This window comes from Aurantimicrobium sp. MWH-Uga1, from assembly GCF_003325955.1.
Lineage (GTDB): Bacteria > Actinomycetota > Actinomycetes > Actinomycetales > Microbacteriaceae > Aurantimicrobium.
The window spans coordinates 412,027-431,592 of sequence record NZ_CP030929.1 but is presented as its reverse complement, the minus strand read 5'-3'; the positions used below and the strand labels follow the sequence as shown (position 1 = coordinate 431,592).

The 19,566-nt window shown below is 51.9% G+C and carries 20 protein-coding genes; 3 read left to right on the top strand and 17 right to left on the bottom strand.

Annotated elements, in window-relative coordinates; all coding sequences use genetic code 11:
• Positions 1 to 71 precede the first annotated feature (71 nt).
• Positions 72 to 1,370, top strand: coding sequence for a threonine/serine exporter ThrE family protein (locus AURUGA1_RS02240; RefSeq protein ID WP_114128688.1), 1,299 nt, complete (start codon positions 72 to 74; stop codon positions 1,368 to 1,370).
• 15 nt (positions 1,371 to 1,385) lie between these two features.
• Here the strand turns inward: AURUGA1_RS02240 and heR are convergent, their stop codons facing one another.
• From heR to AURUGA1_RS02210, 6 genes are all read right to left on the bottom strand, one after another.
• On the bottom strand, positions 1,386 to 2,189 hold the full coding sequence (gene heR / locus AURUGA1_RS02235) for a heliorhodopsin HeR (RefSeq protein WP_114128687.1): 804 nt from the start codon (positions 2,187 to 2,189) through the stop codon (positions 1,386 to 1,388).
• Between the two features lie 106 nt (positions 2,190 to 2,295).
• On the bottom strand, positions 2,296 to 2,976 hold the full coding sequence (locus AURUGA1_RS02230; RefSeq protein ID WP_114128686.1) for an SOS response-associated peptidase: 681 nt from the start codon (positions 2,974 to 2,976) through the stop codon (positions 2,296 to 2,298).
• A 20-nt stretch (positions 2,977 to 2,996) separates the two neighbouring features.
• Complete coding sequence (locus tag AURUGA1_RS02225; RefSeq protein ID WP_114128685.1) at positions 2,997 to 3,584, bottom strand: dihydrofolate reductase family protein; 588 nt, start codon at positions 3,582 to 3,584, stop codon at positions 2,997 to 2,999.
• The gene (gene ychF / locus AURUGA1_RS02220) at positions 3,550 to 4,623 is read right to left on the bottom strand and encodes a redox-regulated ATPase YchF (protein WP_114128684.1); all 1,074 of its coding nucleotides are present in this window, start codon (positions 4,621 to 4,623) and stop codon (positions 3,550 to 3,552) included. The genes AURUGA1_RS02225 and ychF overlap by 35 nt, the downstream gene beginning before the upstream one ends.
• Positions 4,624 to 4,664: 41 nt before the next feature.
• Positions 4,665 to 5,066: an acyl-CoA thioesterase gene (locus AURUGA1_RS02215; protein WP_114129686.1), complete on the bottom strand. Its 402-nt coding sequence runs from the start codon at positions 5,064 to 5,066 to the stop codon at positions 4,665 to 4,667.
• Positions 5,067 to 5,083: 17 nt separating this feature from the next.
• On the bottom strand, positions 5,084 to 6,091 hold the full coding sequence (locus AURUGA1_RS02210; RefSeq protein WP_114128683.1) for a sugar phosphate isomerase/epimerase: 1,008 nt from the start codon (positions 6,089 to 6,091) through the stop codon (positions 5,084 to 5,086).
• A gap of 70 nt (positions 6,092 to 6,161) precedes the next feature.
• Here AURUGA1_RS02210 and AURUGA1_RS02205 point away from each other — a divergent pair, with 70 nt between their 5' ends.
• Positions 6,162 to 7,241 carry a Gfo/Idh/MocA family protein gene (locus AURUGA1_RS02205; RefSeq protein ID WP_162784033.1) on the top strand — a complete coding sequence of 360 codons (1,080 nt, stop codon included), beginning with the start codon at positions 6,162 to 6,164 and terminating at the stop codon, positions 7,239 to 7,241.
• Between the two features lie 62 nt (positions 7,242 to 7,303).
• Positions 7,304 to 8,065: a GntR family transcriptional regulator gene (locus AURUGA1_RS02200; protein WP_114128682.1), complete on the top strand. Its 762-nt coding sequence runs from the start codon at positions 7,304 to 7,306 to the stop codon at positions 8,063 to 8,065.
• Between the two features lie 4 nt (positions 8,066 to 8,069).
• On the opposite strand, the gene AURUGA1_RS02195 is transcribed toward AURUGA1_RS02200, so the two are convergent.
• The 11 genes from AURUGA1_RS02195 to AURUGA1_RS02145 all read right to left on the bottom strand — a co-directional run bounded on the left by AURUGA1_RS02195 (position 8,070) and on the right by AURUGA1_RS02145 (position 19,555).
• Entirely contained in the window at positions 8,070 to 8,288 is a 219-nt protein-coding gene (locus tag AURUGA1_RS02195) for a DUF6186 family protein (protein ID WP_114128681.1), read from the bottom strand.
• Complete coding sequence (locus AURUGA1_RS02190) at positions 8,285 to 8,872, bottom strand: hypothetical protein (RefSeq protein ID WP_114128680.1); 588 nt, start codon at positions 8,870 to 8,872, stop codon at positions 8,285 to 8,287. Before AURUGA1_RS02190 ends, AURUGA1_RS02195 begins: the two co-directional genes overlap by 4 nt.
• Before the next feature lie 80 nt (positions 8,873 to 8,952).
• Positions 8,953 to 9,723 (bottom strand): ATP-binding cassette domain-containing protein, encoded by a 771-nt coding sequence (locus tag AURUGA1_RS02185; RefSeq protein WP_114128679.1) that lies wholly within the window; start codon positions 9,721 to 9,723, stop codon positions 8,953 to 8,955.
• Positions 9,720 to 10,826: an ABC transporter permease gene (locus AURUGA1_RS02180; RefSeq protein ID WP_114128678.1), complete on the bottom strand. Its 1,107-nt coding sequence runs from the start codon at positions 10,824 to 10,826 to the stop codon at positions 9,720 to 9,722. The genes AURUGA1_RS02185 and AURUGA1_RS02180 overlap by 4 nt, the downstream gene beginning before the upstream one ends.
• 119 nt (positions 10,827 to 10,945) lie before the next feature.
• A complete protein-coding gene (locus tag AURUGA1_RS02175; RefSeq protein WP_114128677.1) occupies positions 10,946 to 11,986 on the bottom strand; it encodes a substrate-binding domain-containing protein in 1,041 nt (346 codons plus the stop codon).
• Between the two features lie 277 nt (positions 11,987 to 12,263).
• Positions 12,264 to 13,136, bottom strand: a complete 873-nt coding sequence (locus AURUGA1_RS02170) for a sugar phosphate isomerase/epimerase (protein WP_114129684.1) — start codon at positions 13,134 to 13,136, stop codon at positions 12,264 to 12,266.
• A gap of 36 nt (positions 13,137 to 13,172) precedes the next feature.
• Positions 13,173 to 14,183, bottom strand: coding sequence for a Gfo/Idh/MocA family protein (locus AURUGA1_RS02165; protein ID WP_114128676.1), 1,011 nt, complete (start codon positions 14,181 to 14,183; stop codon positions 13,173 to 13,175).
• A gap of 35 nt (positions 14,184 to 14,218) precedes the next feature.
• A complete protein-coding gene (locus tag AURUGA1_RS02160; RefSeq protein ID WP_114128675.1) occupies positions 14,219 to 15,133 on the bottom strand; it encodes a sugar phosphate isomerase/epimerase in 915 nt (304 codons plus the stop codon).
• Positions 15,134 to 15,135: 2 nt separating this feature from the next.
• Positions 15,136 to 17,058 carry a 3D-(3,5/4)-trihydroxycyclohexane-1,2-dione acylhydrolase (decyclizing) gene (gene iolD, locus AURUGA1_RS02155; RefSeq protein ID WP_205214664.1) on the bottom strand — a complete coding sequence of 641 codons (1,923 nt, stop codon included), beginning with the start codon at positions 17,056 to 17,058 and terminating at the stop codon, positions 15,136 to 15,138.
• 18 nt (positions 17,059 to 17,076) lie between these two features.
• A complete protein-coding gene (gene iolB, locus AURUGA1_RS02150) occupies positions 17,077 to 17,982 on the bottom strand; it encodes a 5-deoxy-glucuronate isomerase (protein WP_114128674.1) in 906 nt (301 codons plus the stop codon).
• 76 nt (positions 17,983 to 18,058) lie between these two features.
• Positions 18,059 to 19,555, bottom strand: a complete 1,497-nt coding sequence (locus AURUGA1_RS02145; RefSeq protein ID WP_114128673.1) for a CoA-acylating methylmalonate-semialdehyde dehydrogenase — start codon at positions 19,553 to 19,555, stop codon at positions 18,059 to 18,061.
• Positions 19,556 to 19,566 lie beyond the last annotated feature (11 nt).

The following is a 19,566-nucleotide window of genomic DNA, read 5'->3' as shown; positions in this document are numbered from 1 at the left end:
ACTGTCCTCTTTCAGCAAAGATCTTGTGGTCTCAAGTCTAGGTTGTGTCACTGATTTGTTAGCGTTGAGTCATGACTGAGCAAGCTGTGCAACCTCCGACACGTCCTGATGTGACAGACATGCTCACCGAGGCAGCTGCAGCCATGGTCAGTTCCACATACCCTGCCCCTCAAGCAGAAAGTGTTCTCCGGGGGCTGGCAGAGGCGTACAACGCCGATGCTGAGATTGTGTTGCTGCCGACAATGGTTTTGACAGAAACTCATAAACACGGGGTTCCTCAGTTGCGAGTGGTCAAGAGTAGTTATCGCTTTGATCAAATGACGCAAGTTCAATCTGTACTCGCACAAGCCCGCCACAACAAAGACAACGCCCACGATGTTGCCGAAAGCCTCCGTGCTATTTCAACCAAGAAACCCATCTATCCTTCCTGGTTGAGGGTTATTGGCTACGCGCTGTCTGCTCTGGGATTTGGTGCAGCGTTCCGCTTGGATCTCCCAGCATTGGTGGCAGTCACTGTCATGGGTGTGCTTGTGGGAATCATGGTACTCAACCTCAGTAGAAGCACACGCTTTGTCGCGCTTCTGCCCCTGATGGCGACCTTTGTTGCCGGGTTGATGGTTGCTGGAATCTCAATTCTCTTTGATAAACCAGACCCTGTCCGCATGGTTGCCATGCTCATTGTGGTGTTGTTACCTGGGGCAACACTGACCTCGGGAATTATTGAATTAGTCAGCGGGTATATGGTCTCTGGGGCATCGCGACTGATGTATGCGCTCATGATTCTAGGAAGTATGGCTTTCGGAGGTGTGTTAGCCATCACTGTTAGTGGAATTCCTGCAAGCAGACTGGAGGACGTCACAGTAACGCTCACCCCACAGTGGGTAGCCTGGGCAGGTGCTGCGATCTACGGGGTGGGAACATTCCTTTACTTCTGCACGCCACTTCGACTGTGGCTTCCCAGCTTGTTTGTCATGATGTTTAGCTTTGCTATCTCTGTCCTGGCAGTTCCCAGCCTGGGTGTTCCCCTCTCAGCTGGGTTAGCAACAGCTGCTGGGCTCATCACCTCTTGGGCAATCAATGCGCGTTTGGGTGGTGGCCCAGGAGATTTGGCAATCTTCCTTCCCACCTTCTGGCTGATTGTTCCTGGATCGACAGGCTTCGTCGCTCTCACGGGTGAGCTGGAGTCATCACAAAATTTGAGCGATGTTGCTGGAACGGCAGGGCTTACCTTCTTTGCTATGGCCATTGGAATGATGTTGGCCACAGCGGTGTACCCGCTGCTGACCAAAATCACCCCAGATGCCAAGCTCATTATGCGCAACGGCGCGGGCTTGATTCTCAACACCGTGAAAATCAAGCCCAGCAAGTAGTTTGGCTTTTTCTAGTTAGCTCACAAAAAGAGGAACAAGAGCTCCCGAGAACACCTGCCAAGCAAGCACACTCTTGGCGACCAAACTAAGGGTGATGTACGCACGCTCACCACGCAGGTAGCTCTTCCAGCCGCCAATTTGGCGATACTGCAGGGCCTGGTTGATGGCAAAGGTGTTGAAGAAAATAAAGAGCGAAATCACGATGCCATAAACAAAGCCGGGAACTTCTGCTGCGCTGGTTGATCCTGGCTGCAGGGCGTAAATCGCGATGATAATCCAGGGGACGATGCCTGTCATGGAACCAAAAATAAACGGCAGGAAGCCTTTGCTTCCTGGCTTTTCATACTTCTCCTGCAGTGCTCCGAAGAAGATCATGGAGGCGTTCACCGCAAAGATGGCGAACAATGCCGCGAAGTCTGTCGCGCCATTGAGTTGAGCTATCAGCCAAATCATGACCGAAGAGCTGAGCGAATACTCGGTCCACCGGAAATAGTTGTGGTTGAGCTTGAGGCCATTGGCATAACGGGTGAAGACACCGGGTAAAGAAATGAGGAAGTGGAAGAAAGCAGACATGAACAAGAACGCCACCACACCAAGCCCCAAGTTGACTTCAAACAAAGTCACACGCTCGGTGGGAAGATCGACCCCGGGAGGGCCGGTCATGTAGTCCACTGTGACAGGGAACATCACTTGGGAACTGAGCTTGGTGAGAATAAACAAGAACGCAAGACCTTGTAGCAGGTGTATTGCTCCGGCAACGATGTTGTACACCCGAAGCCGTTTAATTTGTTCGTCTTCACTGCGAATTTTCCGAGCCACTGTGCACCGTCCTGTGTTGTCTGGAGAAAGTCCCCGTTAGGTGTCAGTCTGCTCGCTTGAGCCAGCTAAAGCAATAAATGGCGCAGAAGTTTCAGCGATTCTTGAGCTAGCGAGGCACAATCAGTTCAGGTCCGTTACCGCGAAGAGGGTTGACAGCGAATTCGCTCAAGCTAGATGCAACAGGGATTGCTTCAGCCACGGCAGCATCAACCAATTCTTGAGTTCCTACCGTTGCAGGATTGAGCCACTCATCCCAGAACTTCTCAGGCAGCGGCACAGGATTGCGATCGTGAATGGATGCAAGCTCCAGCACAGTCGGCATTGTCAAGATGGTGGCCGTGAGTATCCACGGATCACTGTCGGCAGCTCGCCACCACGAATACAACCCCGCAAGAGCAATCAGGTTGTTGGAGTGAATGTAATGCGGAACTTTCACACCGTCTTCGACAACCCACTCGTAATACCCCGAGGCAGGAACAAGGCAGCGCTTGGACTTGACCGCATCACGCCAGGAAGCTTTGGAGGCCGCATCTTCGCTGCGGGCGTTGAAGGTGGAGAACTTGGGTGGCTCACCTTTGACCCACGAGGGAATCAGGGACCAGCGAGCGCTTTCTAGACGGCGAAGCTGAGTGCCTGTTTGTGTATCGATGGTGTCGACCACGATAGGAACCTGGTTCGTGGGCCGAATATTCCAACTGGGACCTGGCAGGTTTTCGCCGATGACATCGACATGGAAGACGTCCTCAAGCACTTCGGTGGGTTCTGCGAGCGCGTAACCTCCACACATGGTGAGCTCCTGAGGGCGATTTAGGACCTGAGAGAAACGTCACAATTCACGTGAATGAAGTTTCCACTCGAAAGTGTTTCACGAATATCGACCCGAACAAAGTTACTGAGATCACCAAACAGCTTGACCCCACCGCCAAGCACTACAGGAGCGAAGGTGACCTCAAGCCGGTCAATCAGATTTGCCGCAAGAAATTGCGAAGCCAAGTGACCACCCCCGACCAGCCAGATGTTTCCCTCACCAGCACGTGTGGCAATCTCATCAAAATGCTCTTCAGGTGAGCCATGGACGAAGGCAATATCTGCATTCTCTGGGAGAGGTAGTGATCGCGAACTGAACACCACTGTTCTCATCTCGCCAAAGAACTGTGACCATTTTTCTGGATGGCTAAGGATGTTTTCATTCTCGAGCAGCCATTCGTAGGTTCGAGAACCCATAACTTGAACGCCCACAGTAGACATAAAGCTGGAGGTGATCTCCTCGGGAGCCCCCTCAATATTTGTGAGCCACTCTAGTGATCCATCAGAGTCAGCGATGTAGCCATCGAGAGATGAGGCGACAAAGTAGACAACGTTAGACATTGAAACGGAATTCGACCACGTCGCCATCTTGCATGACGTAGTCCTTTCCTTCCATTCGTGCCTTACCTTTGGCGCGGGCTTCAGCGACAGAACCAGTCTCGACGAGGTCGTCGAAGGAAATGATTTCTGCCTTGATAAAGCCCTTTTCAAAATCAGTGTGAATCACACCGGCTGCTTGAGGCGCCTTCCACCCCTTCCCGATGGTCCACGCACGCGCTTCTTTGGGACCTGCGGTGAGGTAGGTCTGTAAGCCGAGGGTGTCAAAACCAATACGTGCCAGTTGATCCAAACCTGACTCTTCCTGACCGGTAGATGCAAGCAGTTCAGCAGCATCTTCTGCAGAAAGGTCAATGAGTTCAGATTCGAGCTTGGCATCCAAGAACACTGCCTTGGCAGGAGTGACAAGAGCAGCTAATTCAGCGCGCTTTGCCTCATCGGTCAACACGGACTCATCCACGTTGAAAACGAAGATCACAGGCTTGGCCGTCATGAGACCTAGGTCTTTGATGGGAGCAAGATCAATGCCAGAAACCGAAAGCAGCTTGCCTTCGTTGAGCACTTTTTGTGCTTCGATTGCTGCTTCCAAGGCTGCGGGTTCCGCCTTCTTGGCTTTGACTTCTTTCTCCAGGCGCGTGATGGCCTTCTCTAGGGTTTCTAGGTCAGCAAGGATGAGCTCGGTGTTAATGGTCTCCAGGTCACTTGCCGGTGAAATCTTGCCGTCCACGTGAACAACGTCAGGGTCAGAGAATCCGCGCACAACCTGGGCAATGGCGTCTGCCTCACGAATGTTGGCGAGGAACTTATTTCCCAGACCTTCACCCTCGGAGGCACCCTTCACAATGCCGGCAATGTCAACAAAGGACACCGCAGCTGGCAACAGCTGTTGGCTGCCAAATATTTCAGCCAGCTTGTTCAAGCGTGCATCAGGGAGGTTGACCACACCGATGTTGGGTTCAATCGTGGCGAATGGATAGTTCGCCGCAAGAACTTGGTTTTTGGTCAGTGCATTAAAGAGGGTGGACTTGCCTACGTTGGGTAGTCCGACGATTCCGATAGTTAGAGCCACAAGGGTTAAGCGTACCGGTCTTGGGATGACTTCCCCGACCGTCAGTTAGTAGGTATACGGTCGCGTTCTGTCGTCACAGAGGTATATCCGTGAGGGGTCGGTTTTCCATCTTGACCAAGACCTACGAAGACAATGTGATCGACGGTAAGGATGGATTTTCTGGTGATCATGTTCCTCACCTCAGCACGCATCGTGATAGATGTCGTGCCGAATTTTGTCGCAATGAGGCCCATCTCAATAAGGTCTCCCTCGATAGCGGAAGCAACGAAGTTGATTTCAGAAATTATTTTGGTTACGACGCGACGATTGCCCAGCTGCAAAATTGCATAGATGGTGGCTTCTTCGTCAATCCATTTCAGCAGCGAACCCCCAAAAAGCGTTCCGTTCGCGTTGAGATCTTCTGGACGCACCCACTTACGCGTGGTGAATTCGATTTGATTCATAGAGGCCTCGTTCACCATTACTCCAAAGTTATCTTGGCTAGCTGAGCGGCTTCTAGTAAAACTGAGCTTGCCACCTCGAGTCCTTCAATTCGGCCGAGCGAGACATCCTCATGTTCAATGTTGACCATCATGTTGGGGTCCACTTCATAGAGTGCTGTGAGGAATTCTGCCCAATATGACACATCATGGCCGCGTCCCAGGGCGACAAAGTCCCATGCCGAGTTTTTGGGCCATTCGTTCACCCATTCGCCTAAACCCAAACTGGTTCGGGGTTCGTTTTCACCCATTCGACGGAAACTGTTGTCAAGTACCCCCTCAATTGCGACGTTGGGGTTTATTCTCACGTCTTTTGCTGCGGCATGCACAACCAATTCCCCCAGATTGCGAACTACAGCTACGGGGTCCATCTGCTGCCAGAACAAGTGAGAAGCATCTAATTCGACACCAATATTCGTTGTTTCTGCTCGCTCAACAAGTTCACGCATAGATGCAGGATTGAACACCAGATTCTGTGGATGAAGTTCAAGTGCAACTTTGACTCCGTTATCGCGAGCGATGTGGTCCATTTCTTTCCAAAAAGGAACCGCAATACTCCATTGATATTCAAGAACGTCTAATGCCGCAGAATTCCATGCGTTTACAATCCAGTTCGAGTAGCGTGCACTAGGCTCTGCCCCGGGTAAACCTGACATCGTCACCACCCGGGTTTGACCAAGGCGACCGGCCAACTCTATTGACCGTCGAACATCCCGGGAATGTTGCAACCTTATTGGTTCAAAGGCATGCAAGGGATTCCCATTACAGTTCAGACCTGCAATCTCAACCCCGGTTCCTTCGAAGTTCCCTAAATATTCGTCGCGAGCAACGTCACTGGAGAGAATTTCATCAATGTTCGGAACATGAACCGGTGGTAAAAATCCTCCGGTGTTGATTTCAAGACCAGTTAAGCCAAGGTTGGCCACGACCTCTATGGCTTCTGGCAGAGAACGATCATGCAGGATTGCGTTATACACGCCTAGCTTCATTGCAGGTCCTTGTAATCGGATTTTTGTATTTTCCTGTCATCTTAGAGCAAGAGTGACTAATCTTGTAAATATGTCATTACAAATACCACCTCCGGTGGTAATTCGCCCCGAATCCGCTCCCATCTTGCGATGGGGGATGTTTGGCACCGGCTGGATTTCAGAAGAATTCGCCACCAGCACGATGAAACACACCTCCCAAGACATCGTCACCATTGCATCGCGAACTCCTGGAAAAGCTCAAATATTTGCCGAGAGCCATGGCTTACCTGAGTGGGACGAAAGTTATGAGAGCCTAGCTGCCCGAGAGGATATTGACGCTGTCTACATTGCTACTCGCCCTCGTGACCACCTTGAACATGCCCTCATTGCCATCAATGCTGGAAAGCATGTGCTCATTGAAAAGCCAATTGCAACAACGCCTTCAGATGCTCAAGAGATTTTTGACGCTGCCTCCAAACAGGGTGTTTTTGCAATGGAAGCAATGTGGAACCGATATCTCCCCCAAGCATCAATAGTCCGGCAAATTCTGGAAAATAATCTCATTGGTAAACCACAACTCATGTTGGTTGATTTTTGTCAGGACCAAAGACAGGATCCACGCAAATGGGACCCCCACCATGGAACCATCATGTTAGATATGGGGATTTATCCCGTTGCTTTCGCTTTAGAAATTATGGGCGACCCAACTCGTGTCCAGGCAATCGGAAAGCTCAATGACCATGGTGCTGAGGCAGAGGTAACCGTAGTAATGGATTTTGCAAATTCAGCACGAGCAATATTTACTGTCTCAGGGCTTACGCATGCTCCCCACCATGCAACTATTGCGGGCGACCAAGGAATTATTGAATATAAGACTCCGTTTGTTGTGCCTTCAGGAATCAGTCTCCTTCCCTCTGGTTTCAACCAGAAAGGCCAAGCTTGGGAAGATACCAACCTGCCACAAGGTCACCAAGGCTTGTGCTACCAAGCAACAGCTTTTGCACACTACGTTGGTGCTGGTATGACGGAATCTCCTGTTCATTCGCATCAGGAATCGGTGAGGGCCCTAGAGATTGTTGAGGACATCCTGAGGCAGATTGGTGTCACCTACCTACAAACCACAAGCAACAAAAACATGAGCTATGAATACACATCTCATAGGCTTTTGTAGTGCTAATGTCTTAACAAGTTGCCACCAAAGCACAATTGTCAATGTAGACGAATGGAAAAAGCGTGAACCCGACGGAACAGATACTTCCTCTGTCGATCTTTATGGATCTTGAGCGAACCGGCCCAATTCCGCTTTATTTTCAGGTTTCAACCCGCATTGAAAAAGCAATATTAGATGGCACGTTGCCAGCAGGATCTCGACTTGAGAACGAGGTCGCACTAGGCGAAAGATTAGGTCTGAGCAGGCCAACCATCCGCCGAGCCATTCAGGACCTCGTAGACAAGGGATTACTTGTTCGCCGTCGGGGAATTGGTACCCAAGTAGTTCATGGCCAAGTAACACGCGGAGTTGAACTGACCTCCCTCAATGACGACCTCAGCCGAAGTGGACAAAAGCCGTCGACAGACATGCTCATCTGTGAAGTAATTGCTGCCGACGCGAAAATTGCTGAAGAACTTGCAGTAGAAGTTGGCGCCCCAACACTCCACCTCAAGAGAGTAAGAAAGGCAGACGGAGTTCCAGTTTCTGTACTAGAAAACTGGTTACCAGAAGAGTTCATCGACCTTAATCCTGACGATATTGCAGAACACGGTCTCTACGCTGTCTTCCGTTCTCGAGGGGTAACGATGCGTGTTGCAAAACAGAGAATTGGTGCACGAAAGTCAACTAATCTCGAAAGCGAGCTTCTCGACGTAGAAAAGCACGCTGCACTATTAACGATGGATCGAACCGCTTTCGACAACTCTGGTCGTGCAGTGGAATTCGGTCATCACTGCTACCGTCCAGACCTTTATTCATTCTCCGTCACCCTCGTCGAGAAGTAGCCAATTACAGCTCCAACTGAACGGTGTCGGCAAAGGCAAAGTGCCAACCGAACCACCACCAGGCTGCGATGACGCTGACTCGGGTGGTACGCGAGGTCATCACATGCTCAAGCATGTCACCGATGGGAGCAAATTTGTTTGGTCTGTGCTGAGCATAGATTTCACAACAAATTGCAACGGCAACGATAACGAGATACCCAGCAATAACGATGAAGCGAGTCATGAGCGTCTCCAGAACCGAAGTAAACCGTATCCCGCAGCCAGCCACAGTCCCACAAAAATCATGCGGCCAATAATGTTTTCAACAAAGGGGTCAAGAAGGACAGAAATAGTTGGAAAATCTTCGCTTCCCCCAGGCATGCTGACGCTCAATACAAAGGCAGTGGCTTCCCATATGCATATCGCTATAGCCAACATCGACCAGGTCCACATCGAGCGCAGTAAAGCTTTGTGAGGCCGTTTTTCGCGGTCTGGCGCAGGCTCCCATGCAACCAGAAGTACTGTCACACCGATTGCAATAAAGACAGCGAGATCTACCCAACTATGACGTGGAGCCACGACAAGCACTACACCTAATACACCGGTGATTGCGAGGGTAATTTTTTTGGGGGCAATAATTGGTTTCTTCATGATGACCAGACGGCCACCGGTGAGGCGATCAACAATAAGCATGGCAACTAGTGCAAAAAATAAAATGCCATCCACATAAGCACCCCGCCAGGTTTGGAATCCAGCCATGATGGATAACACAATGATCCACAGCACTGAACTCAACGACCAGGTGGGTTTCACTGTCTGAGTGGCCATGTTTTCACCCTATCTCCAGACAAACGCAACAAAGCCCAGGCAGAAGCCTGGGCTTTGTTGTTCCCTCCCTCAAGGGCGACCTAGAAGGTGCCCTTTCGGAATCGCTCTACACCGGTGCGGCCTTCGACCACGGCAGCAGTGAGTTCTTCAACGCTGGTGTCTTCCTTGCGCACATCCAGGATCTTCTGACCGTGGTTCATCACAATGTGACGGTCGCAGACCTGATAGGCGTGGTGCAGGTTGTGTGTGACGAGAACCGAACTCACACCTTCGCTCTTGAGCTGGGTGAGATAGTTCAGCAAAGCCTCAGTCGCGCGCACAGCGAGAGCAGAGGTTGGTTCGTCAAGAATGAGCAGGCTTCTGTTGAAGTGAACTGCACGAGCAATAGCTACAGCCTGTGCTTGACCACCAGAAAGTGATTGCACGAGTTGCTTAGGGCTCTTAATTCCCTCGATGGTGACAACGCTGTCGAGAACCTCAGCCGCGATGTCATCCATCTCTTTGAGCTTCATGAAACCAAGCTTGTTGGTAATTTCACGGCCCATGAAGATGTTGCGGGAAATGGTCATCTGTGGAACCAGAGCAGAGTCCTGGAAGATGGTTTCAACACCCAAACGCTCGGTTTCTGCGCGTGTTACGTTGTTGACCTTCTTGTCGTCCCAGAAGTACTCACCAGAGCTCATGGGAACAACACCAGACATGATCTTGACCAGTGTGGACTTTCCAGCACCGTTGTCACCGAGCAGTCCAACAACTTCGTTTTTGTTGATGGTGAAGGAGACGTCTTTGAGGACGGTGTTTGGCCCGTATTGCTTGTTTACTTTTTCAAGGCGGAGAAGTTCGTTCGTCATGACGCCTTTCCTTCCATGAATCGGTTGAAGATGGCGGCGATAACAATGGTCACACCAACGAAGAGCTGTAGGTAGAAGCCAGGTGCGTTACCCAGGATCAGACCATTCTTGATTACTTCGATGAGTGCGGCACCAATAATCATGCCCAGGATTGTTCCGCGTCCACCCAAAAGGGAGGTTCCACCAACAACCGCTGCTGCGACAGCAAAGAGGGTGAAGTCCTGAGTTGCTGAACCACCTGGCTGAACGGAAGGGATACGTGCAACAAAGAGGATGGAAGCAAATCCAACCAGCAGACCTTCAATACCGAATGCCATCAACTTGACGCGTGTTGGACTAATTGAAATAGCCTGAGCAGCTGCAGGGTTTCCGCCCACTGCGTAGATGTGGTTACCCAATTTGTGGCGCTGAAGGAACAGATAAGCAATGATGCCAATCAAAATCAGCCAAACAAATTGTGAACGGAACCAACCGAAGTCGTGAGCAAACAGGAATTCAAACCAACTTCCATCTGCAGACAGTGAAGGGGGCAGCTGTGCTGCGTTTGTTCCGTTGATGAAGATAGAAGCTCCACCCCAGAAGAAACCCATACCGAGAGTGGCAATGAAGGATGGGATCTTGGTGAAAACTACAATTGCTCCGTTGACAAGCCCAATCATGACGCCAGAGAGCAAACCGGCGATGATACCGATTTCTGGTCCGACCGATTTAGTGAACATGACGAATACAACTGCGTTGAATGTCAGGGCAAAACCGAGAGAAAGGTCAAATTCTCCAGCGATCATCAAGATGCCCACGCCGATGGCAAGAATAGCCATGAGCGGAATGGACTGTGTGAGAACACCTGAGAGGTTATTCGCGTCTAGGAAAGGGAAACCGGATGGGTCAATCGCGCTCATAATGCTGAATACAGCAAGTATGGCAACGAAGACCAAAGTGATTTCGAGTGCACCACGTCCGCGCACAAACTGAAGATTGTGCTTGAAGCGGCCCATGGCGGTTGTGGGCTTATTGCCGGCTAGGTTACGACCAGTCTTCACTGCTTCAGTGGGAGCTGGAGCTTCAATGTTGGTAACCGTTTTGCCTGACTTACTGTCTGACATTGTTTTTCCTTTGGTTCTAGGCGTCTATGCCTAAATCAAGTTCGTGCTGAGGGAAGGAATCGGGGCCGACCGAAGATTTCCGACCGGCCCCGATTGATGTTATTTCAAGGAGCTACTAATTAGTAGCGGATTCCCTGGAGGTCTTCAGCCTCAATGTTTGCTACGTTGTCTGCGGTGATCAGACCGTTACCACCAGAGTTGATGTTAGCGGGGCTGAAACCGAAGTCAAGGTAGAGTGCACCCTGCATCACAGACTGGAAGCCTTGGATGTAGCCCTGCTGGTCAGCGGTAGCTGTGAGGACGCCGTCCTTCAGACCCTGAACAACCTGGGGAGAGGTGTCGAAACCGATGACCTTCATAGTGGTGTTACCTGCAGCTTCGAGAGCAGCAGGAAGGTTACGGTGAGGGGTACCACCAACAGGAACGATGAGGTTCACGTTAGGGTTAGCAACGATCCAAGAGGTCAGTGCGTCCAGTGCAGGAGCGTCGTCACCACCGGTACGGAGCCATTCGGACTCAGGAAGCACGTTGACACCTGCTGCCTCGAGAACCTTCTTTACACCGCCACCACGCTGGAGAGCGTATGGCTGGTCTGGCTCTTCAGCAGTGATCTGTACGGTGTCGCCAGCCTTGACAAGACCCTGTGCGAGGGCAGCCTGACCGATGATTTCACCAACTGCGAAGAAGTCCTGACCTACGAATGCGAGAACACAGTCACCTGCTGATTCAGGAGCAGGTACGTTGAATGCGATAACAGGAATACCTGCATCGTGAGCCTGGCAAGCTACGTCAACCCATGCTTCACCTTCGTTGAAAGGCATGAAGATCATTGCAGGCTTCTTAGCAATAGATGCCTGAACCAGGTCAACCATTGTTGCAGAGTCGCCCTTAGCGGTCTGGTAGGTCATGTCGAGGTTAGTGAGTGCTGCTGCGTCTTCAGCACCAGCCTGGATCTGTGCCCAGAATGCGTCACCTGTTGGGTCATAGTAGGTGAAGAAGTAAGCGCTGCGGTTTTCTGCACGAGAACCGAGCCCTGACTCGAGGCCAGATGCGGTGTCAGCTGCAGGTGTTGCTGCTGAACATGCGGTCAGTACGAGTGCTGCTGCACCAACCATTGCGGCTGCGGCAAGTGCGCGGCCTTTCTTGAATGTGAGTTTCACTTCTTTGTGTCCCTTTCGGATTTGTGTTCACCGCCTTGGTTACGGTGAACCTCAGCGACTTTCTACTGCCAACGTAACTTCAATTTCGAAGAAGGTCAACAGTTTGTTATGACATATTTACGTCATTTCATAACCCTAGCGCAAATCGACACACCTTTTTGGCAAAAATAGGCCTTTTTTGCTGAGAAAAATCCCAGTTCAGAAACTAAAAATAAGAAACCCCGGCAGGACTTGCCTGTCGGGGTTTCAATTATCACAATTTGGTGACAAATGTGATCTATGTGAGTTTTTCGATGTATTTCTTCATTGATTCAAGCTGGAACTTAGCAACCTCAGCTGCGTTTTCGTTTTCCGCAAAGACGCTTGAACACATCACAGAATTGGGGTTGTCCAAGAATCCGATCTCCTTGAGGCCGCCAAAGAATTCATCCCAGTTCACATCGCCATCACCCATTTTGAGGTGCTGGTGAACGCGCACTGCGTTTCCTGGAGGGTTGGAGATGTAACGCAGGCCGTGCGAACGGGTGTGGTCCATGGTGTCAGAGACGTGAACGATGCCAATCCGCTCCCCCGCTGTACGCATAATCTCGAGAGGCTGCTCTTGCATGTGGAAGGTGTGTGACGCTACATAGACCATTCCGAAGTTCTTGGAATTGATGCCACGAATCACTCGCCAAGCTGCCAGGCCATTCTCAACGAAGTCATCTGGGTGCGGGTCAATGAAGACTTTGATGCCTTCCTTCTCGATGATGGGAACGAGTTCCTCCATCGATCGGTAGAACATACGCTCTGATTCCTCAGCACGCTCAGGACGTCCAGAGAATTCAGTGCCGATAGTGTCCACACCCAACTCAGCGGTAATGCGAATCACACGCTTCCAGTAGCGGACAGCTGCTTCACGCGCATCCTCATCAGGACCAGACCAGCGCAACACTGGAAGAGTGGAGGCGATACCCACCCCTGCGTCCTTGCAGGCCTTCTTGAATGCCTTGACGTAGTCGTCATCGGCCTTCGGATGGTTGAAGAAAGGAATCATGTCTGGGTGCGGGGTGAGTTGCAGCCATTCATAGCCCAAATCCGCTGCCACACGAGGGAATTCCATCAGTCCGTGTGAGTGGTGGAACGGGGTGGGGTCCAGAGCAATTTTCACCATCGTGATCTCCTTCGATCCTTATTCTTTTGACATTTAGTTGTAGAAAGCAGGCTTAGGAGCGTATTCAACCTCAACGCGCTTGCCTGTGGTGAGTGCCTCAACACCTGCGGTGACCGCCGCGGAGGCCAGGTAGCCATCCCACGCACTTGGCCCGTCAATCTTGCCCTGCATTGTGGCGTTGACCCAGCGCTGAATCTGGCTGTCATAGGCAGCCGCGAAGCGCGTCTTGAATGACATGTGCTCGTTAGTGGAGAGCAGTCCGTCCTGCCACAAGTTCAAACCTGCGGTCCGGCCTATCTCCGCAATTCCCCTCTGGAAAATAGCTTCGGTTTTGACTTGGTAGCCGAACTGAACAGATACATTCATTTCGACGTTGGCTAGAACTCCACTCTCGGTGTACAGGAGAGCGAAGATGGGCTCATCCAGGTGATCTGGAGAAAGAGCATTGCGCTTAGGGTGCTTGACTTCGATTGCAGCAATTGGAGAGTCAGTCAGGAATCGCACAACATCGATCTCGTGAACAACGGAGTCTTCAATTAACATCGTGTTGGTGTACGTGTCAGGCACTGCAGGGTTACGGTGTGCGCAGTTCATGGCAAGCAGGTCACCTGCCTTGCCTGAAACAATAAGTTCACGCAGATCCATGTAGCCCTGGTCGAAGCGGCGCATGAAGCCAACCTGAATGAGCTGCTTACCACCAGCAATTTCTGCCTCAACCACTCGCAAAGATGCCTCAGCGCTCATGGTCAGTGGCTTCTCGCACAGAATGGGAAGGCCAGCTGCCAAAGCAGGAAGCAGAACAGGCTCGTGGAACTGTCCGGGAGTGGCAATGAGAACTGCGTCCATTGCCTTGGCTGCGATAGCGTCCTCGATGTTTGAAAAAGCAGATGCGCCAGGTGCATGTTCAGCTGCCGCCTTACCGCGAGCCTCATCTGGCTCAACAATGGCGGATACGCGAGCGCCAACAATTCGCTCAGTTATTCGGGTGACGTGGTCTGCACCCATCATGCCTGCGCCAACAACGGCGATACGAAGTTCTTCCATGAGCTTCTTTCTTTGTTTATCTCTAACGTGTGGGATTACTGAAAACGGGCTGCGTGGGTGCAACTGTGGATGTGGTCACGAGTGCGCTTGGCAATCGGGAAGGGGAAGTCCACCGAGCAGCCATACATATCCTGCTCAACAATGGCGAACATGTCTGGGTCGATTTCGGCAGCTTTCTCAATGATGGGAGCGAACTCGGGAACACCGTTACCACCAGGCTCAGTCATGACACCCTTTGCAACAGCATCCACAAAAGGCATGTCATTCTTGAGAGCTTCGGCCAAGATGTCTGGTTCAACCTGCTTGAGGTGAAGGTAGCCAATGCGGTCTGGGTAAGCATTCATCAACTTAACGTTGTCACCCAGGTAATAGGCAAAGTGACCTGTGTCTAAACAGAGGTTGGTGTATTCCTTGTTGGTTTCCTGAAGGAAGCGCTCGACTTCCTTGTACGTACCAACATGACTGTCAGCGTGAGAGTGGAACTGCTGCTTGATTCCATATTCCTCTAGTAGCGCCTTACCCAGCTTGTCGTGGCCAGCGGCCAACTTCTTCCACTGGTCGCTGTCAAGGGTACGAGCCTCTAGAACTTCAGCTGTTGCGTCTGAACGCCATAGGTCTGGAATTACCACCAAGTGCTCTGCCCCGAGCTGTGATACCAATCCAGCGACATCGAGTGCTTGATCCCAAGCACGCTTCCACTGATCATCACCCTTGTGGAATCCGGTGAAAACAGTTCCGGCGGACAGCTTGAGGTCGCGCTTAGCTAGCTCGTCTTCGAGCTGGTGAGGATCAGTAGGCAAATATCCAAATGGACCTAGCTCAATCCAGTGATATCCAGCTGCCTGAACCTCATCGAGGAAGCGCTCCCAAGGAACCTGGTTGGGGTCATCAGGAAACCAAACACCCCAGGAATCAGGTGCCGTACCAACACGGATTTGTGCATCAGACATTGTTAGTTGTTCCTTTCGGATACGCCACGACCGAGGTATGGCTTCTGGGTTTTCTGGATTTCTTCGTACTCTGCACGCGCCTTTTGGGTGGAGGCCAAGGTGGAGGTCGCCGCTACAGGAACATCCCACCAGCCTTCTCCATCAGGAGCGTAGAGAAGAGGATCACTGTTGATGTGGATCAAAGTGGCAACATCGCTAGCCTTTGCAGCCTTAACGGCAGCTGAGAGGTCAGCGATGGCATTGGTGGTGGGCTCAACGCGAATGACGTTCATGCCATATGACTCAGCGTTTGCTGCGAGGTCAATGGGGAGAATCTCGCCCTGCTCGAAGTTGTTGCCCTCCTTGTCGTGGGTGCGATACAGCGTTCCATAACGCTGGGAACCCACGTCTTCTGAAAGGTGACCGATGGAGGCATAACCGTGGTTCTGGATTAACACGATGATGAACTTGATGCCTTCAGCCACAGCGGAAACGATCTCAGAGTTCATCATGAGATAGGAGCCGTCACCAACCATCACGATGGCATCACGGGTCTTATCAGCACGAGCTACACCGATACCACCGGCAATTTCGTAGCCCATGCAGGAGAAGGCGTATTCGACGTGGTAGCCCAGATCGTCACGCACGCGCCAAAGTTTGTGGAGGTCACCGGGGAGTGAACCGGCGGCACACACTACAACATCTCGAGGATCAGAAGCTTCTTGAACTGCTCCAATAATTTCTGTCTGGCTGGGAAGAACTAATCCGCGGTCAACAAATGCCTTGTCAACCTCAAAATCCCATGTTTCTTTTTGACGTGCAGCTTCTGCAGCATATTCAGAAGAAATGTGGAATCCAGAAATAACGGAGTGAAGCTCGATGATGGACTCACGTGCATCTGCAACAACCGGTAGTGCACTTCCGTGCTTGAAGGCGTCGAAAGATGCCACGTTGATATTGATGAACTTCACATCAGGGTTTTGGAAAGCAGTCCGGCTTGCGGCAGTGAAGTCGCTGTAACGGGTACCAATACCAATAATGAGGTCTGCTTCACGTGCGAGGCGATTTGCAGCGGTAGTACCGGTTGCACCAACAGCACCCATGTTCTGGGGGTGATCCCAGTTCAGTGAACCCACACCAGCCTGGCTCATTCCCACAGGGATGCCGGTTGCTTCAACGAACAAACGCAGTGCTTCGGCAGCGTCGGAGTAGATCACGCCACCACCAGCAACGATGAAGGGCTTCTTGGCCTTGGAGATCTGGCGTGCAACCTCAGCCATCAATCCAGCGTCAGGTCGTGGGCGGCGAATGTGCCACTCGCGGTCCGCTAAGAATTCAGCGGGAACATCAATAACTTCAGCCTGGACATCTTCAGGAAGAGCGATGGTGACCGCACCTGTTTCAACTGGGTCAGTCAAGACACGCATTGCACCGAGAGCAGCAGAGAACAGCTGCTCTGGGCGGTGCACGCGGTCAAAGAAGCGAGAGAGTGGCTTGAACGCATCATTGACACTCATGCTTGCATCGTGTGGAAGCTCGAGCTGCTGAAGCACAGGGTCGGAGACGCGGGTTGCGAAAGTGTCCGAAGGAAGCAAGAGAACCGGAAGGCGGTTGGTAGTGGCCACAGCAGCACCAGTGAGCATATTGGTAGCACCGGGGCCGACGGATGCGGCACAAGCAAAAGTAGAACGACGACGTGTCATGCGTGAGTAGGCAACGGACTCGTGCACCATGCCTTGCTCGTTTCGGGCTTGGTAGTAGGGCATGAGTTCTGGCTGGTCAACTGAGAACTGCTTGAGTGCTTGGCCCACACCAGCGACATTTCCATGGCCAAAGATACCGAAGGTTCCCACAATGGTGCGTTCACGGTAATCACCATCCACGGTGTACTGGTGTCCCAAGAACTCGATGAGTGCTTGGCTGACAGTCATGCGACGGGTAGTCATAGTTTTCTCTCTTTGTTTCTATGCCGTGTAAGGAAGTCGGGGGTCAATCTCTTGGCCATTCCAGGTCTCGCGGATCCACGCGTGGGCAGGGTCATCACTGATTTGCCAGACCCGATCAGGGTCTGGCCCTGCCATCACATTGAGGTAATACAGGTCATAGCCTGGTGCTGCCACGCAGGGTCCATGCCAACCGTGAGGCACGAGAGCAACATCACCCGAGTGAACCTCTTCGAGGGTGTCTATTGGACCAGCTGCAGATGCATAGGTCCTCATGTAGCCAAAAGGCTCTGCAGAGGTTGGAGAATCCAGGCCCTTTGAGGTCGCAGTTTCGAAATAATAAATCTCTTCGAGGTGTGACTCGTGTCCAGGAATATGCTCATCGTGCTTGTGAGGAGGGTAGCTAGACCAGTTTTCTGCGGGAGTAATGACTTCGCAAACAATCAGACGGTCAGCAGCTAATGCTTGAGGGGTGCCAAAGTTGTGCACCTGGCGGCTCGACCGTCCGGCCCCACGGAGTTCAACTGGCACCCCCTCAGCAGCTATGTAGGCGACAGGGAATTTTTTGTTGGTTGGCGCTTCCGCGACAGCAACTCGTCCTGTGCCAGAGATTTCTGCATCTGTTCCGGTCGGAAGATAAAGCACATCTGTAGGTCCGTGGAATACAGACTTTCGGCCAGCTAATACCTGGGTGTGGGTTCCCGGATCACCATCGAGTTGAAAGGTAACTGTAAACGACCCAGACAGTGGAACAACGATGCGTTCCACAGCTGCTGCCTCAAGAGGAACAGAAGTTCCTGCAAGTTCAGCGACACGAATACCGGTGTACTGCCATCCTACGATGGCTCCGTCAACGACTGTTTCCCAGCCGTCACGCGCTAACGAGGTGCGTTCATAAAACCATTCGCCACTGGTGGTGTGGGCCATGTTTGTCAGCTCCTTCGCTAGAAAAAAATCCCGGCCGGCCCCTAGAACAACCGGCCGGGATCATGGTGATAGGTAATTAGTTTTGGGGGAAGCCCAGGTTGATGCCACCGTGGCTGGGGTCAAGCCAGCGGCTGGTGATGGCCTTTCCACGAGTGAAGAAGTGCACGCCTTCAGCACCGTGAGCCTTGGTGTCTCCGAACAGGGAGTTCTTCCACCCACCAAAGGAGTAGTACGCAACAGGAACGGGGATGGGCACGTTGATACCGATCATGCCGACCTCGATCTCGTTCTGGAAACGACGAGCAGCACCACCATCGTTGGTGAAGATTGCTGTTCCGTTACCGAACGCACCGTTGTTGATGAGTTCAACACCTTCGTCGTAGCTCTTCACCCGAACGATAGAGAGCACAGGGCCGAAGATTTCCTCGGTGTAGACCTTGGAAGAGGTAGGAACGTTGTCAATCAGAGTGGGGCCAAGCCAGAAACCGTTCTCGGCACCGTCGAAGGTGTCGTTACGGCCATCGTGAACAACAGTTGCACCATCAGCGATAGCAATATCGATGTAGGAAGCAACCTTGTCACGGTGAACCTTGGTGACCAAGGGGCCCATGTCACAATTACGACGACCATCACCGGTGGTCAGCTTGCTCATGCGCTCCACGATCTTCTCGATCAGTGCGTCAGCAACGGGCTCAACGGCCACAACAACAGAGATAGCCATGCAACGCTCACCGGCAGAACCGAAGCCTGCGTTGATGGCAGAGTCAGCAACCAGGTCGAGGTCTGCATCGGGGAGTACAAGCATGTGGTTCTTCGCGCCCCCAAGAGCCTGAACACGCTTGCCATTCTTCGCTGCGGTCTCGTAGATGTACTGAGCAATCGGGGTAGAACCTACGAAGGAAATCGCCTGGACTGCAGGGTGCTCCAAGAGACCATCAACAGATTCCTTGTCACCGTTGAGGACGGTAAATACACCATCAGGAAGACCAGCTTCCTTGAACAGCTTCGCCATCCAAATTGCCGCACTGGGGTCCTTCTCAGAAGGCTTAAGAACAACGGTGTTTCCTGCAGCAATAGCAACAGGGAAGAACCACATGGGAACCATGGCGGGGAAGTTGAAGGGAGAAATCACACCCACAACACCCAGAGGCTGACGGGTTGAGTAAACATCAACACCGGTGGAAGCGTTCTCGGAGTATTCACCCTTGAGCATCTGGTTCATGCCGCAAGCGAACTCCACAACTTCCTGACCACGAGTGATCTCACCGAGAGCATCCGAGAGAACCTTCCCGTGCTCGGAGGTGATGATTTCTGCCAGCTCACCCTTGCGCTCGTTGAGGAGTTCACGGAACTTGAAGATGATGGCCTGACGCTTAGCAAGCGACTGGTCGCGCCATGCAGGGAAAGCAGCCTGAGCAGACTCAATAGCAGCAAGAATCTCTGCCTGGTTAGCAAGAGCTACCTCCTTGGTGATTTCACCAAGAGCAGGGTCGTAAACGGGAGCGGTACGGCCAGAGGTGCTGACAACTTCAGCTCCATCAATCCAGTGGCCAACTACGGGAAGAGTAGACATTGATCTTCTTT